The organism is Paenibacillus sp. cl123 (assembly GCF_900101595.1).
Taxonomy (GTDB): Bacteria; Bacillota; Bacilli; order Paenibacillales; family NBRC-103111; genus Paenibacillus_G.
Window position 1 is genome coordinate 13,377 of the sequence record NZ_FMYY01000022.1, and the last position, 16,379, is coordinate 29,755.

Genomic DNA, 16,379 nt, shown 5'->3' on the forward strand with positions numbered 1-16,379 from the left:
CCGGAATCGGAGGCGGCCTCCCGCAACCTTTCCCGCGGTACGTTCGTCTTGTTATACGATAGGCCGATCTGCGCGGACTTGCCGGCGTGCGCGCTTGCAAGTCGGAGCTGTCCAGCGGCAGACCATAGGATGCCGATTGGGGCTAAGGCCGGCCTTGAATAGACCGCGGTCAGAGCGGCGTGGATGGAGGTGAGGCCGACATCGCATCACCGGCCCGGACATGGAGGCGTTTTCGGCGGATGAATAGCCGGTGTCTTCCTGGCATATGACATCGCTATTGAGAGCTGCGGCACTTGCAGGCCGCTCCTGGATGGCGAAAGCAGTCCCTGGGACGGGAGTCCAAAGGCGCATGGCGTCCGAGCGGGGCGCAGGACCAGGGCGACGCTGCGCCCAGGTAAGCGAAGATGATGTCGAAGGTGTGTCGTCGCATGTATGCAGGCAGCAGCCATGCAGACCGAGGAGGGCTAGCTCGATGTTTCTGGCGCTCTATACCGGGCGGCAAAGACAGCCCGACATTTTCCGGCAGCGGACAGGGAAGAAATCACCGTAGACTAACGCTCGTTTTCCCAACGGAGCGTTTGGAGAAAATATTTTCCATGCGGACCTTATAAAAAGTTTGAAAAACGATGAAAATAAGACGTAAAAAGATGGATAGCGAAGAGCCTGCGGGGAATTGCCGCGCTTTTAACCCGAAATGACAAAGAACTGACTTAAACAAGCGGCATGGAGGTTTTGACAAATCGGGGCAAAGAGAGGAAAATCATATTCGGCGACCCACGCAATCCAATTCACACCATCGAATCCGTTTGGGAACACGCAAGAAAAAAAAGCTGTAAAAGACAAAAGGGGTACATACAAAAAAAAGGGGGATGTTTCATGTTGGACAGTATCCTGCTTGGTCTCCAAATCTTGCTGGCCATAACCGGAGGCTATCAGTTGATCCTGACGTTCTTCGGATGGTATCGACGCAAGAGCAAGGTGAGCCATGCGCCGCAAAAATCATTTGCCGTGCTGATCGCGGCGCATAATGAAGAGCAGGTCGTCGGGGCGCTTATCGAGAATCTCAAAACCCTTGACTATCCGAAAGAACTATACGACGTATTCGTTATTTGCGATAATTGTACCGACCGTACGGCGCAGATCGTTCGCGAGATGGGAGCGACTGCGTGCGAGCGGAGCAATCCGAAGCTTCGGGGAAAAGGCTACGCCATCGAGTGGATGCTGAAGGAGCTGTGGAAGATGCCGCGTCAATACGACGCGATCGTTATGTTCGATGCCGATAACCTGGTCAATCCCGATTATTTGACGCATATGAACAATGATCTGTGCAACGGCTCCCAAGTTATCCAGGCTTACTTGGATACGAAGAACCCGCATGACTCGTGGATTACCGCGGCGTATGCGGTCACCTATTGGTATTGCAACCGTCTGTGGCAGCTGCCCCGCACAAACCTGGGACTGGCCAACTATCTGGGCGGTACAGGCATGTGCTTCGACACGAAGCTGATCAAGGAAATGGGCTGGGGCGCAACAAGCCTCGTCGAGGACCTGGAGTTTACGATGCGCTGCGTAGCGCGCGGGATCAGTCCCACGTTCAACTACGAAGCCAAGGTGTACGACGAGAAGCCGCTTACGTTCAAAGCGTCCGCACGCCAGCGTCTGCGTTGGATGCAAGGACATTTCGACGTGTGCCGCCGTTATTTCTTCCCGCTGCTGTGGGCCGGTATCCGCGACCGCAGCTGGACGAAGATTGATACGGCCGTCTACGCGCTGAACGTCTATAACGTATTCGTATCGTCGATTCTGACCGTCGTGCTCTGGATCAACATGATCATCCCGAACGTGGAGAACTTCCCGTCCCTGTTCCAGATAGCTCCGGCGCTGTTCGCCGCTTACTCCATCCTGTCCTACGGCCAATTCGTCGTTGCGCTCGTGCTGGAGAAGGCGCCGCTCAAGACTTACAAATATCTGATCACGTTCCCGATCTACATGCTGTCCTGGTGGCCGATTACGTTCTACGCCTTCTTCACGCAGAACAACAAGCAATGGAGCCATACCGAGCATACGCGCGTCATCCGTCTGGAGGAAGTTCAGAGCAAGCAGGCGGGATAGCGGGCTTGCAGTCAGCCTTGGGCGGGATGAATGCAAGGTTTCCGGAACGCCTGCCGTTTCAAGTAAATATTGTATTGACTTTACCAATGCGCCTATGCTATAGTGTTTTGGTGCACAAGAAGAAGCGCCCGCTTCTCACCTGCCCGACTGAGGTTGGCTGGTTATGAATGAGAGTGAATGGACACGGACTGATGGTAGACCTCCGGCTTAACGGAGGGGATCCGGATCATTCGTCACTTGAACCTGAACCGACGTGGGCGCCAGCGCCTACGTCTTTTTTTGTGGATCGGGAAGCTTAGGCCTTCAGCGTTCGCTGCCGATCCACCTTGACAATAACGGCTAGTCCCCGTACAGGGGACCACATACCTTTGGAGGTGGCAGGTTATCAGTACAGAGCACATGATTAATGATGAGATTCGGGTGAAGGAAGTTCGTTTGATTGGGGCAGACGGCGAGCAGCTCGGCATTAAGCCGATTCGCGAGGCGCTGCAGATTGCTCAGGATCAGAATATGGACCTGGTGAACGTCGCTCCTACAGCGAAGCCGCCTGTATGCCGTGTAATGGACTATGGTAAATTCCGCTACGAATCGCAGAAGAAAGAGAAAGAAGCACGGAAGAATCAGAAGATCGTCGAGCTTAAGGAAATCCGCCTGAGCGCCACGATCGACGAGCATGACTTCCAGACCAAGCTGCGCAATGTGACGAAGTTCCTGAACGAAGGCGATAAAGTGAAGTTGTCCGTCCGCTTCCGCGGCCGTGAGATTGCACATGCCTCGATCGGTCAACGTCAATTGGAGCGTATGGCAGCCGAAGTGGAAGAGCTGTGCGTGATTGAACGCAGACCGAAGCTGGAGGGCCGGAGCATGATCATGATCCTGGCTCCTAAACAACAGCAATAACTTCATTCTTTAAGGAGGAACACCCCATGCCAAAAATGAAAACACACAGCAGCTTGAAAGACCGCTTCAAAATTACAGGTACCGGTAAAGTGAAACGGTATAAAGCATACAAAAACCATCTGCTGTCCGGCAAGTCCGGCCGTCAGAAGCGTGTGCTTGCTACGAACCCTGTTATGGCTCCCGGCGATGTAAACCGCCTGAAGCAGCAGTTGGCCAACATCAAAGGTTAAGTTTATTAGGACGGAGTGCAGTTCCGTTATCCTTACACAATTCAACATTCTTGGAGGTAGATTGTCATGGCAAGAGTAAAGGGCGGCTTTATCCGCACTCGTCGTCGCAAGAAAATTTTGAAGCTTGCTAAAGGTTACTTTGGCTCGAAGCATAGATTATTTAAAACAGCTAAAGAGCAGGTCATGAAATCCCTGCTTTATGCATACCGTGACCGCCGTCAAAAGAAACGCGACTTCCGCAAGCTGTGGATCGTTCGTATCAATGCGGCTGCCCGTCAAAACGGTCTGTCCTACAGCAAGCTGATGCACGGCCTGAAGCTTGCAGGCGTTGAAGTAAACCGCAAGATGCTGGCTGACCTCGCGGTCAACGACATCAGCGCATTCAACTCCCTGGCTGATGCAGCTAAGCAAAAAGTTAACGCCTAAACCGGCGTTTACGTTCAAAAGCCCGTCCCGACCGCACTTGGTGCGTGATCAGGACGGGCTTTTTTTGGAAATTCAGCGGGCGGCAGCGTCCTCTCAGGGGGCGCCGGCGGCAGAGGATGACGGTACGACAAACTGCGCCTCGTCAATCCAGCGCTTGCCATGGAAGTCGCGCCCCTTTATCTCCAGACGGTCCTCGTATACTTCCACATACAGCCCTTCGCTGGCCTCGTCGCTCACCGGCTTCTCCCCCTCGGGCCCGTGATCGGTCAAAGGCTCGTCCACTGACGAGGAGTTGACCATCGTGAAGCCGTCGCGCACAAGCGTATTAGGCAGCTTCAGTTCCCAATGCGTGTGGCCTGAGAAGTAGACGACCTGCGGATAAGCGGACAAAATCGTCTTCAGCTCTTCATGCTGTATGACAGCCCGGGTGTTCAAATAATACTGGCTGCCCGCAACCGTATAGGGCAGAGGCTGGTGAAGGAAAACGAAGATCGGATGGCCGGGGGTCTGAGCGGCGGCGGCTTGCGCCAGCTCGGCTTTCAGCCAGTCCAGCTGTTCCCGGGACAGGTACGCATCCTCCCCGTTGTCCGGGTTCGACTGCCTATACTGCTCGGAGCCGAGAAAGATGAAGCGGTGATCCTGTATCGTTTTCGCATAGTAGACCTTCTCTCCGCCGGCGAATTGCAGAAAACGTCCGATGGAGGCGGCGTCGGTTTCATTGTTCGGAAAGCCGGCTTTCCGGTAATTTCCTTTATCGTCCAGCCACGCTTTGTAAAATTCATGATTGCCGATCGTATAAAATACGTTGGCCGGGAGCGGCGCCTTCTGAAGCAGCGACTGTAGCTTGCTGTAATCGGCCGGGGTGCCGTTGGTCAGGTCGCCGTTAATAATAAGCGCGGCGGCATCCGGATTCACTTGATGAAGATCGTTCAGCGCAGCCGTCAGCTTGCGCTGCGAGCTGATATCGGAAGCTTCCACATGGATGTCGCTCAACACCGAAAAGGCAAACAGCAGCTTGGCGTCCGGACTCGGCTGTGCGCCGCTCGCCTGAAGGGGATCGGCCGCGGGAGCCGCTGCGGTAGAAACGGTGCCGGGCGCTTTGCCGGGAACCGCTTGTACGGCATCAGTTGCAGGAGAAACATCGGGAAGCGCCGCAGGCGATCCCACGATGAGCAGCGGAACAGCAAATAGAATGAATAACAGCTTTTGCATCTGCAGCACTCCTTTGTTTATCGCCCTCATAAAATACGTTGCGCGAGTTAAAATAAGGGTAAATTTATCCCGAAAAATAGTGTTCCTCTTCCTTCCAGATGTATGTAAGCTTTACCCGGTTCGACGAATACTGACACAGAAACGTTGAAGGAAAGGCGCTTGTCCGAGGTTCGGGACGGGTGCCGAAGCGGCTGAAGCCGGATGGGAAAGCTTAAGGGTTGACCCTTGACGTGCGAACCGATTCGTCATATAATACTTAAAAAGCAAGATCAACTGTTAACGGCTATGAAGAGGACGAAGTGTTAAGGGCCCTTGTGTTCAGAGAGCATTTGGAGTTGCTGAAACCAATGCCACAATCCCTTGTCGACGAGCTCACCTCGGAGCTGTTTTCCTGAAAATTGCGGTGCAGTACGCCGCAGCTAGTAGGGGGAATCGGATTGGCACACGTTAATGTGCCTAAGGTAAGTGCAACGTTTGCTAGCGACGTTCATTACCTCTTAAGGTTATTTGCCGTGAGGCATTTAACAAATTCTGGGTGGTACCACGGAAGATCAACCCCTTTCGTCCCGCAGACGCTTACTATGCGTCTGGGATGAGAGGGGTTTTTTGCATAGGTTAACGTTGGATGATTTGAGAGGAGGACATGAATATGATCGTTCAGACCAAACAAAAGTCCAAAGAGCAGCTTCGTGAAGAATTGTTGAAGCCGGATGTGATCACCGGTTCGGAGATTCTGCTGCGCAGCCTGCTGCTGGAGGATGTCGATTGTGTATTTGGTTACCCCGGCGGAGCGGTTCTATATATTTACGATGCGATGCATGGCAATCCCGACTTCAATCACCTGCTGACACGGCATGAGCAAGGCGCCATTCATGCGGCGGACGGATATGCCCGTTCCACGGGCAAGACGGGGGTTTGTATCGCCACAAGCGGACCGGGAGCCACGAACCTTGTGACCGGTATCGCTACGGCTTATATGGATTCGGTGCCGCTCGTCGTCATTACGGGCAACGTAGCGACCTCGGTGATCGGAACGGACGCTTTCCAGGAAGCGGATATTACCGGCATTACGATGCCGATCACGAAGCACAGCTATCTGGTGCGCGACGTGAAGGACCTGCCTCGTACGATCAAGGAAGCATTCCATATCGCCTCGACCGGCCGCAAGGGTCCGGTGCTGATCGATATTCCGAAGGATGTTTCCAATGCGCTGGCCGAGTTCCATTATCCGGACAAGGTGGAGATTCGCGGCTACAATCCGACCGTCAGCCCGAACAGGCTGCAGGTGGACCGGATGCTGGAGGCGATCGCGGAAAGCGAGCGGCCGATGATCATCGCCGGCGGCGGCGTCGTTTACGCGGGAGCGTCGGAAGAGCTGATCGAGTTCGTCGAGAAGACGCGCATTCCGGTCGCGACTACGCTGCTCGGCTTGGGCGGCTTCCCGAGCGCCAATGAGCTGTGGCTCGGTATGCCGGGCATGCACGGCACGTACGCTTCGAACATGGCGCTGCAAAATTGCGATCTGCTGATCGGCATCGGCGCGCGATTCGATGACCGGGTGACGATGAAGGTCGACGGCTTTGCGCCAAAGGCGAAGAAGATCGTTCATATCGACGTCGATCCGGCGGAGATCGGCAAGATCGTCGCTACGGCTATCCCGGTCGTCGGCGATATCAAGACCGTGCTCGCGCTGGCCAACCAGAAGGCGAAGCCGGCGAAGTCCGAGAGCTGGATCGCCGAAGTGCAGGAGCTGAAGCGCAATAACCCGCTGCGCTATGTCGACTCCGATACGGAGCTGAAGCCGCAGTACGTTATCGAGATGATTCATGAGACGACCAATGGCGATGCGATCGTGACGACGGACGTCGGCCAGCATCAGATGTGGGCGGCGCAGTTCTACAAGTTCAATAAGCCGCGTTCGTGGATCACTTCCGGCGGTCTCGGCACGATGGGCTTCGGCTTCCCGTCCGCGATCGGCGCGCAGGTGGCCAACCCGGATCGGCTGGTCGTCTCGATCAACGGCGACGGCGGCATGCAGATGTGCTCCCAGGAGCTGGCGATCTGTGCGATCAACAAGATTCCGGTGAAGATTGTCGTCATCAACAACCAGGTGCTCGGGATGGTCCGCCAGTGGCAGGAGATCATCTACGACAACCGCTACAGCCATATCGATCTGGCCGGCAGTCCGGACTTCGTCAAGCTGGCTGAAGCTTACGGCGTGAAGGGTCTTCGCGCCACGAACAAGGAAGAAGCCAGCCGCGCCTGGCAGGAAGCGCTCGATACCCCGGGTCCGGTTCTCGTCGAATTCGTCGTTCGGAAGCACGAGAACGTGTTCCCGATGGTTACGCAGGGCTCGACGATAGACCAAATGTTACTGGGGGAATCGGAATGAACGACAAACACACCATCTCCGTTTTGGTAAACAACCAGCCCGGTGTGCTGCAGCGTGTATCCGGCCTGTTCGGCCGCCGGGGCTTCAATATTGAGAGCATTACGGTAGGAGAGTCCGAGGAAAAAGGACTTTCGCGCATGGTCATCGTGACGAGCGGGGACGATAAGACGCTGGAGCAGGTATCCAAGCAGCTGTACAAGCTGATTGACGTCATCAAGGTCGTGGATCTCAGCTCCAACCCGATGGTGGCCCGCGAGCTGGCCTTGATCAAGGTCAGCGCCGAGCCGAACATGCGCCCGGAAATTTTGGGCGTCGTCGAAACATTCCGTGCCGCCGTTGTCGATATCGGGCCAAGCTCGCTGATCGTGCAGGTCGTCGGCGACTCCGAGAAGATCGACGCGATGACGGAGCTGCTGAAGCCTTACGGCATCAAGGAGCTGTCCCGTACAGGCGTGACGGCAATGATCCGCGGCAAGTAAGCAAAGCGAGGAAGGAGCGGATGGCGGCAGGACGCGCTGTCCGCAGCTCCTGCCGCCGGAAGGCTCCGGCGGCAAGGGTACGAGCGCTGCGTATGTTGAACGACGCAGCCGGCCCGGCATGAGGAAGGGAAGCATCCATGTGAGCGGGTTCTCAAGCGTATGACCTTGTAGCCTTGTCAGTGCAAGGCCCGACGAGAGAAAGCGGTTTATCCGGGTGGTGCGTTTGAGCACCCGCTCACAGGGTTTTAATTTAAAGGAGGAGCTATTATCCATGGCAGTTACAACTTATTATGAAAAAGATGCAGACCAGAACGTTCTGAAAGGCAAAACAATCGCAATTATCGGTTACGGCAGCCAAGGCCACGCGCAAGCGCAAAACCTGCGTGACAGCGGTCTGAAGGTTGTAATCGGTCTTCGCGAAGGCAAGTCCTTCCAACAAGCGAAAAACGACGGCTTCGACGTGTACTCTGTAGCGGAAGCTACGAAGCTGGCCGACATCGTGCAAATCCTGATGCCGGACGAAACGCAAGCCCGCGTATATAAAAGCGAAATCGAACCGAACCTGAAGCATGGCGCAGCGATCATGTTCTCCCACGGCTTCAACGTGCATTTCGGCCAAATCAACCCGTCCGCGGACAAAGACGTGTTCCTGGTTGCTCCTAAGTCCCCGGGTCACATGGTTCGCCGCGTATATGTGGAAGGCTTTGGCGTGCCTGGTCTGATCGCGATCCATCAGGATGCAAGCGGCCAAGCGAAAGAGCTCGGTCTTGCTTATGCCAAGGGTATCGGCTGCACACGCGCAGGGGTTATCGAGACTTCCTTCCGCGAAGAAACCGAAACCGACCTGTTCGGCGAGCAAGCTGTACTGTGCGGCGGCGCTTCTGCGCTGGTCAAAGCAGGCTTCGAAACGCTGGTTGAAGCCGGCTACGCGCCAGAGATGGCTTACTTCGAGTGTCTGCATGAGCTGAAGCTGATCGTTGACCTGATGTACGAAGGCGGCTTGGCTACGATGAGACATTCGATCTCCAACACGGCTGAGTACGGAGACTATGTGACAGGTCCTCGCATCATCACGGAAGAAACGAAAAAAGAAATGAAGCGCGTGCTGTCCGATATCCAACAAGGCAAATTTGCCCGCGACTTCATCCTGGAGAACCAATCCGGCAATGCCTTCATGACGGCTACTCGCCGCCTGGAATCCGAGCATCCGCTGGAGCAAGTCGGTTCCCAGCTGCGTGAAATGATGCACTGGATCAAGAAGTAAGCGAACCGCTCCCGCGGATTCGTGAGGGTATACATGCATGAAGGTCGGCTTGACGACGTAAGCCAGGACAGACCGGGTTAACCGGGCTGTGCCTGACCGTTATCGAGCCGTACCTTTTTGTGCTTTAAAGCATGAGTAAAATTTATGGCAAAGCGGAGGTGGACCGCCATGAGAAAAATTTATGTATTCGATACATCGCTGCGGGACGGCGAGCAGTCTCCCGGCGTCAACCTGAATATCCAGGAGAAGGTGGAGATCGGGCTGCAGCTGGAGAAGCTGGGCGTGGACCGCATCGAGGCAGGCTTCCCTGCCGCCTCTCCGGGCGACCTGGCCGCTGTCAACGCAGTGGCCAAAGCCGTCAAGAACGCCTCCATCATCGGTCTGTCCCGCGCGCGCGAGCAGGATATCGAGGCGGTGCGCGAGGCGCTGAAGGGCGCTGAGGACCCTTGTATCCATTTGTTCCTGGCGACCAGTCCGATTCACCGCAAGCACAAGCTGCGGATGGAAAAGCATCAGGTGCTGGAAGCCGCTGCAGCCGCTATCACGCATGCGAAGAAATATTTCAGCAAGATTGAATTTTCTGCGGAGGATGCGGCCCGTACCGAGCTGGACTTCCTCTGCGAGGTGACGGAGCTGGCGATCCGCTCGGGCGCTACGGTTGTCAATATTCCGGATACGGTCGGCTATATGACGCCGTATGAATACGGCAATATTTTCAAGACGCTCAAGGACACGGTTCCCGGCATCGAGAAAATCCAGCTCAGCGCGCATTGTCACGACGATCTGGGGATGGCAACGGTGAATGCGCTCGCGGCGATTCTGAACGGCGCCGACCAGATCGAAGGGACGATCAACGGCATCGGCGAGCGCGCCGGCAATACGGCGATCGAGGAAGTGGCGATGGCGCTGGAGACGCGTCAGGACTTCTACCAGGCGAAAACGTCGCTGAACCTGTCCGAGATTGCGCGCACGAGCCGTCTGGTCAGCAAGCTGACGGGGATGCCTGTGCCGGGGAACAAAGCGATCGTCGGCGCCAATGCCTTCGCCCATGAGTCCGGCATTCACCAGGACGGCGTGCTGAAGGAGAAGACGACGTACGAGATCATGTCGCCGGAAACGATCGGCCTTAAGGGCGGCAAGCTGCCGCTGGGCAAGCTGTCCGGGCGCCACGCGTTCCGCGAGAAGCTGGTCGAGCTGGGCTACACGCTGCCCGATGAGCAGGTGAATGTCGCGTTCGCCAAGTTCAAGGATTTGGCTGACAAGAAGAAGCAGGTATCCGACGAGGATATTCTGGCGCTGATCGAGGAGAAGCTGATCGAGACGCCGGAGGTATTCGCGCTGGAGACGATCCAGGTATCGTACGGCAACCAATCGACGCCGACCGCAAGCGTGCGTCTGCGTACGCTTGAAGGACAGCTGCTCGACGAAGCGGCTGTCGGCAACGGCTCGGTCGATGCCATCTACAATGCCATCGACAAGGCGACCCGCGAGGAAGTCGAGCTGGAGGACTACTCGATCCAATCCGTCACGCAGGGCAAGGACGCCCTGGGCGAGGTTCACGTCGTGCTGAAGCAAGGCGACTATGAGGTTCAAGGCCGCGGCGTCAGCACGGACATTCTCGAGGCGAGCGCCCGCGCTTATGTGGACGCGGTCAACCGGCTCATCGACAAGCGCAAGTCGCCGGCCCGCGGCCGGAGCAATGTGCCGTCCATTTAAACTAGGCATGCCATGCGAGAAGCCCCGAAACTCCCTCTGGGAGGGTCGGGGTTTTTAAGCGTTCCCAGCGGCGGCCAGGCGAGCTTCCTGCTTGAACCCATCATTCGAGCGGATTCAGCAAGTTTCGAACCGGGGTTTCGTACCGAAGCCCTATTTATACGGTGAGCGATTGACAAGTGGGTAGGGGCATGTTACTTTTGTGAGGGAAACCGGTTTCCTTGCTTGGGCACCGTCAGGATCAGGCGCTGCCTTTCCCCATGAATCAGCATGCATCATCATTTGCCCGTTGCGCTCTCTACGGATCCCAGCCGCGGATTGGAGCAACGGCGCACGCTGGGTGGCTTGCCCGTCCTTATCCCTCACGCTTAACAACAACGAACGGCAGTCCGCTTAAGCAGGCATTCCCATTTTCCAAAATTGAGGAGGAAGATTGTGCGTCCTACCAAGCATATTACATGGCTGCTGCTTGCTGCGCTCTTTTTATCTGTTTGTGCAAACGTTTTACTCCTTCCCCCTAAACCCGCTCAGGCGGCCAGCATAGGGACGATAGATGAGAATGACACCATCTATCAGATTATGGTCGACCGCTTCAACGACGGCGACCCGACGAACAATGCGACAGGAGCAGCTATTCGCTATGGCGAAAACTCCGAGGAGGATTTCCGCTACATGAAGGGCGGGGATTGGCAGGGTGTGATCGATAAGCTGTCTTATATCAAAAATATGGGTTACACCGCCATCTGGATCTCGCCGGTGGCGGAGCCGCAGCTCACAAGCCGCGATAATAACGGCTCGGGCAAAAATACGGCGTACCATGGGTACAATGTGAAGGACCCGAATAAGGCCAATCCCTATTTTGGAACGAAGGAGAAGCTGAAAGAGCTGGTCGACTCGGCGCATGCGCTTGGCATCAAAGTCATCATCGACGTCGTTCCCAATCATGTCGGCGACTACATGCTGGGCACACAAGCCTACTATGACATTCCGTCGCTCCAGCCGGCCGCTCCGTTCAATAATCCGTCGTGGTATCACCATAACGGGGATATCAACTGGTCGCTCGTGGACGGCGTTTACACCCAGGCTGCCCAGGATTATATGGAGAACCATGATTTGGCGGGTCTCGACGACATAGACTTCGATGTGCCGGCGGCAAAGCAGGCGATATTCGACTCCATCAAGAACTGGTTCACGTATACAGGGGCGGATGGGGCGCGCGTGGATGCGGCCAAGCTGATGAAGCCGACAGATATCGGCGCTCTGCAAAGCTACCTGGGGGTTAATACGTTCGGCGAGAATTTCGACGGCAATGCCGAGTTCGTATCCCGCTGGGTAGGACCTAACAAGGAATGGGGGATGTTGGATTTCCCGCTTTTCTTCTCGGTTCTAAACAGCTTTGCTTACGGACAGTCTTTCGACAGCCATCTGAAAAACACCTTCGCCCAGGATTCCTATTATGGCGGCAATGAGAACCATATGGTCACCTTCATCGACAATCATGACCGCAACCGCTTCCTGACAGAGGCGGGGGGCAGTGTTCAGAAGCTCCAGAATGCCCTGACCTTCATCTTCGCCGCGCGTGGTCTTCCGGTCGTCTTCCAGGGAACGGAGCAGAATAAGGGCAACGGCAACGGTCAGATCATCACGGGAGGCATCGCGGATACATGGAACCGCTGGTCGATGGTCAAGCGCGATGCAAGCGGCAATGTGATCCAAAACTACTTCAATGAGAACACCGATACCTATCAATACGTAGCCAAGCTGAATCAAATCCGTAAAAACTATGAGGCTCTTCGCAAAGGAAAGCAGCGGGAAATGTGGTCGGCGCAAAATCTGTACGCCTTCTCCCGCCGCCTCGACAGCGGAAGCCAAGCCGGCCAAGAGGTCATCGCCGTCTTCAGCAATGCGTCCGGCAGCACGCAGACCGTGACGATGCCTCTGCGGGCGGAGAGCAGCCTTACGGCAGGAACGGTACTGACCAACCAGTTGAATCCTTCCGATACGATAACGGTGCAGGCTGGCGGGATAACCGGCAAACAGATTACGGTAAGTGTCGGGGCGAACTCAGCCAAGCTGTATGCGAAGGCTTTGTCGAATCCGGACGATAATGTAGCTCCGACAGTGCCTGCGGGGGTATCTGCCACTGTTGCAGGCGCGACCTCGATTCAGGTGAGCTGGAATCCCTCGACGGATAATGTAGGGGTGGCCGGTTATGAGGTTTACCGCAACGGGGTGAAGGTGGGTCAGACGGCTTCAACCTCCTATACGGATACGGGATTGTCCCCGGCTACGGAGTATGCCTATACGGTGAAGGCGTATGATGCGGCCGGCAACCTCTCCGGCTTCAGTGCGCCTCCCGTCCTTGCAACGACGCCGGCGGGCGGCAGTGTCACCATTTATTACAAAAACACGGCCTATGCAAACGCCTATATCCACTACAAGCTGGACGGCTCGACAACCTGGACGACACTCCCCGGGACAGCTCTTCAGGAATCTTCTTATGCGGGTTACAAAACCGCCACGATCCCGCTCGGCAATGCTTCTGGCCTGACGGCCGCCTTTAATAATGGAAGCGGCGCTTGGGATAACAACGGAGGGGCTGATTATCATTTCGACAGCGGGGTGTGGAGCCTGGTAAACGGCAGCAAAACGGCAGGTGTTCCGCAGCCGGACAGCGTTACGTTTAAGGTAAGCGTACCCGCGTCTACTCCGGCTAACGGCCCGGTTTATGTATCCGGTACGTTCAACGGCTGGAACCCGGCCGACCCGGCCTATCAGCTGACCAAGGGTACCGACGGCGTGTATACGATTACCCTCAGCCTTCCGGCTGGCACTGCTGCTTCATACAAACTGACACGGGGCAGTTGGACGACGGTGGAGGTGAATGCGAACGGGACGGATCTGGCGAACCGGACGCTGACTCCTTCAGGGGGAGCCCAGAACGTCCCCATAACGGTACAGCGCTGGAAGGATCAGTAAGGTAAGAAAGGGCAGAGACTTGGCATACCTTTGGAGGGAGCCCCCGATCGGGAGGCTCTCTCTTTGCGGTTGATGCCTCTCTTCCGAGGCCGGCTATCCCATGCCGCCAGGCGAGCCGGAACGATTAGTCGATTCACGGACGATCAGCTCGGGACTTAGCAGCAGGCTTCGCTGGGAGCTGTCCGGTGTTCGAATCCGCTCCATTAGCATCTTTCCGGCGGTCACGCCCAATTGGAGCGTATCGATATGCAGACTCGTCAGCGGCGGGCTGGTGTGAGGGGAGAAGGGATAATCGTCAAAGGTAGCTATGCCGAGCTGCACCGGCACCGGAATACCGGCTTCCCTGGCTGTTTTCAGAGCCCCGAATGCCACATAATTGTTCATGCAGAGCAGCGCATCCGGGCGCGAGGCGCAATCCAGCGGGAGAAGGGCGGAGACGGCACGGCAGCCATGAGTTTCATCGGAAGGCCCGTTTAGGGTATAGGCTTCGTTCGGCTGCAGTCCAGCTTGGCGAAGCGTGTTCGCATACCCCTGGAACCGCTTCTCAAACAGACGCTCTCCGCGTTCTCCTCCGATGAAGGCAATCTTGCGATATCCTTGTGTAAGCAGATGCTTGGTCAGCAAGCAGCCGCCTTCCATATTGTCATAATCGACCCAGGTGGAGGGAGCGCTCGGATATTCGCCCATCACGACAAACGGAAACCGGAGCTCATTCAGCTTATGGGCGATATCGTCGGTCATGATCGCATTGTTGGCGATGAGCCCGTCGATCCGGCGACTGAGCACAAGTCTCTTAAGGAAATGGGATTCAGGGCCGCCGTCATGGATGCTGGACAAGGTGAGCTCGTATTTGAGCGGACCGGTGACACTTTTGATGCCGACCATGATGTTGTAGAAAAACGGGTTCATATATTCGTTTTCTTTGGACATATCGATCAGAAGACCGATGTTGAAGCTGCTTTGTTTGGCAAGCGTAGTGGCTAAGCTGCTGGGGGTATAGTTCATTTCTTTCATGATTGCCCGCACGCGCTGCTTGGTTTCCTCTGATATGCGAGGGGAATCGTTAATCACCTTGGATACGGTAGATTTCGCTACTTGCGCTGCATGGGCAATATCCTGTATTGTGATTTTCATCGTTCGGTTCCTTTCGCAGGAGAGATTAAGAAAACCGGTTTCCTAAGCCTTATCATAGCTTACTCGGCATGCAGGGTAAACCGTTAAATTTATTTTTATTCGCTAACTTGGAAGCCGCCGCCGCAGTTTGTGGCCTGGACCGGCTTCAGGACGAGGGAGGGGCGAGCTCCCGGAAACAGCGGCCTAACAAAAAGCCCGCGCTTTTCGGATGGCACATCCGGTAAGCGCAGGCTTGGCGTGGAGCGGTTGACGTTTTGGGCGAGAAGACTAAGACCGGATGGCAGCGGATTGGAACCGCTTGATCGCCCGGTCCAGCCGTTCGAAGGCGAGCTTCATCTCTTCGCTGTCCGTATGCGTGAAATTGAGGCGCATCGTGTTGGTTTGCGGCTCGTCGGCGTAGAAGCTGGCGCCCGGCACGAAAGCTACGCCTTCTTCTACGGCGTATTTCATCAGCTCGGTCGTATCGATATGCTCCGGCATCTCTACCCAGACGAACATGCCGCCCTTGGGCTCGAGCCAGCGGACATCTTCCCAGTTTTGCGCTTGAAGAAGATCAATCATCTGGCGCATCCGCAGCTCATACTGCGTCCGGATCAGATCGATATGGCCGTAGATGTCGAAGTGCTCGAAAATCTCGTGAATCGCCTGCTGGTCCATCGTGCTGGAATGAAGATCGGCCGCCTGCTTGGCGCGTCCGATATGACGGATCACTTCCTGATCGCCGACTACCCAGCCCGTCCGCAGCGCAGGGGCTACGATCTTGGAGAAGGTGCTCGTGTAAACGACCGGGTTGCCGTTCGCTTCGCCGCCCAGCGAGAAGATGGAAGGCAGCGGATCGCCTCCGCCGAACCGGAGCTCGCCATAAGGATCGTCCTCCAGAATCAGCACGTTATTGCGTTTGCAAATATCAAGCGTGCTCTGGCGGCGCTCCAGGCTCCAAGCTTTCCCGGTCGGATTGGCGAAGGTTGGGATAACGTAGACGAACTTCGGCTGGTACTGCTTGATCTTGCGCTCCAGATCCTCCGGATTCATCCCGTCGGCATCGCCGTCTACGGACACCAGCTTCGCCTTATGCGACTGGAATACCTGGATTGCGGCGAGATATGTCGGCTTCTCCACGAGAATAACGTCGCCCGGATCGACATAGATCTTGGTCAGCAGGTCGATCGCCTGCTGGGACCCGGTCGTCAGCAGCATGTTGTCGATGCCGGCTTGGATGCCTTTGCGCGCCAGATGCTTGGAGATGCTCTCTCTCAGGGGCGTATAGCCTTCGGTCAGGCCGTATTGCAGCACGCCGTTGCCGCGCTCGAAGACGCGGGCGAAGGCGTCGCGTACGGCGTCCACCGGGAAATATTGCTCATTGGGCAGCCCGCCTGCGAGCGAAATAATGGAACGCCCTTGCGTAAGCTTGAGAATCTCACGAACGGCGGATGATTTGAAGCTGTCGATCGTCTCGGAGAAGCGATATTTCATCTGTAATGACTCCTTTGGAGGGGAATTGAGATTATAAAGCAACCGTTTAACGGGATAGAAGGGTA

At 56.0% G+C, this 16,379-nt stretch carries 12 protein-coding genes; 9 read left to right on the plus strand and 3 right to left on the minus strand.

The window, feature by feature from the left end:
* Window positions 1-876: 876 nt before the first annotated feature.
* The 4 genes from BLR08_RS24565 (at window position 877) to rplT (ending at window position 3,668) form a co-directional block, all read left to right on the plus strand.
* Window positions 877-2,112: a glycosyltransferase family 2 protein gene (locus BLR08_RS24565; RefSeq protein WP_072331097.1), complete on the plus strand. Its 1,236-nt coding sequence runs from the start codon at window positions 877-879 to the stop codon at window positions 2,110-2,112.
* Window positions 2,113-2,511: 399 nt separating this feature from the next.
* Entirely contained in the window at window positions 2,512-3,012 is a 501-nt protein-coding gene (gene infC / locus BLR08_RS24570; protein ID WP_083537153.1) for a translation initiation factor IF-3, read from the plus strand.
* 26 nt (window positions 3,013-3,038) lie between these two features.
* On the plus strand, window positions 3,039-3,242 hold the full coding sequence (rpmI, locus tag BLR08_RS24575) for a 50S ribosomal protein L35 (RefSeq protein ID WP_072331093.1): 204 nt from the start codon (window positions 3,039-3,041) through the stop codon (window positions 3,240-3,242).
* Window positions 3,243-3,308: 66 nt separating this feature from the next.
* The gene (gene rplT, locus BLR08_RS24580) at window positions 3,309-3,668 is read left to right on the plus strand and encodes a 50S ribosomal protein L20 (RefSeq protein WP_072331091.1); all 360 of its coding nucleotides are present in this window, start codon (window positions 3,309-3,311) and stop codon (window positions 3,666-3,668) included.
* Between the two features lie 93 nt (window positions 3,669-3,761).
* Here rplT and BLR08_RS24585 read toward each other — a convergent pair whose 3' ends face one another.
* A complete protein-coding gene (locus tag BLR08_RS24585) occupies window positions 3,762-4,880 on the minus strand; it encodes a metallophosphoesterase family protein (RefSeq protein WP_072331089.1) in 1,119 nt (372 codons plus the stop codon).
* A 649-nt stretch (window positions 4,881-5,529) separates the two neighbouring features.
* On the opposite strand from BLR08_RS24585, the gene ilvB reads away from it, so the two are divergent.
* From ilvB to BLR08_RS24610, 5 genes are all read left to right on the plus strand, one after another.
* The gene (gene ilvB / locus BLR08_RS24590) at window positions 5,530-7,272 is read left to right on the plus strand and encodes a biosynthetic-type acetolactate synthase large subunit (protein WP_072331087.1); all 1,743 of its coding nucleotides are present in this window, start codon (window positions 5,530-5,532) and stop codon (window positions 7,270-7,272) included.
* The gene (ilvN, locus tag BLR08_RS24595) at window positions 7,269-7,751 is read left to right on the plus strand and encodes an acetolactate synthase small subunit (RefSeq protein ID WP_072331085.1); all 483 of its coding nucleotides are present in this window, start codon (window positions 7,269-7,271) and stop codon (window positions 7,749-7,751) included. Before ilvB ends, ilvN begins: the two co-directional genes overlap by 4 nt.
* A gap of 271 nt (window positions 7,752-8,022) precedes the next feature.
* Window positions 8,023-9,015, plus strand: a complete 993-nt coding sequence (gene ilvC / locus BLR08_RS24600) for a ketol-acid reductoisomerase (RefSeq protein ID WP_072331083.1) — start codon at window positions 8,023-8,025, stop codon at window positions 9,013-9,015.
* Between the two features lie 168 nt (window positions 9,016-9,183).
* On the plus strand, window positions 9,184-10,731 hold the full coding sequence (locus tag BLR08_RS24605; protein ID WP_072331081.1) for a 2-isopropylmalate synthase: 1,548 nt from the start codon (window positions 9,184-9,186) through the stop codon (window positions 10,729-10,731).
* Window positions 10,732-11,163: 432 nt separating this feature from the next.
* Window positions 11,164-13,707, plus strand: coding sequence for an alpha-amylase family glycosyl hydrolase (locus BLR08_RS24610; protein ID WP_218131600.1), 2,544 nt, complete (start codon window positions 11,164-11,166; stop codon window positions 13,705-13,707).
* A 93-nt stretch (window positions 13,708-13,800) separates the two neighbouring features.
* Here the strand turns inward: BLR08_RS24610 and BLR08_RS24615 are convergent, their stop codons facing one another.
* The gene (locus BLR08_RS24615) at window positions 13,801-14,841 is read right to left on the minus strand and encodes a LacI family DNA-binding transcriptional regulator (RefSeq protein WP_072331079.1); all 1,041 of its coding nucleotides are present in this window, start codon (window positions 14,839-14,841) and stop codon (window positions 13,801-13,803) included.
* 267 nt (window positions 14,842-15,108) lie between these two features.
* Window positions 15,109-16,314 (minus strand): aminotransferase-like domain-containing protein, encoded by a 1,206-nt coding sequence (locus BLR08_RS24620; protein WP_072331077.1) that lies wholly within the window; start codon window positions 16,312-16,314, stop codon window positions 15,109-15,111.
* Between the last annotated feature and the right edge of the window lie 65 nt (window positions 16,315-16,379).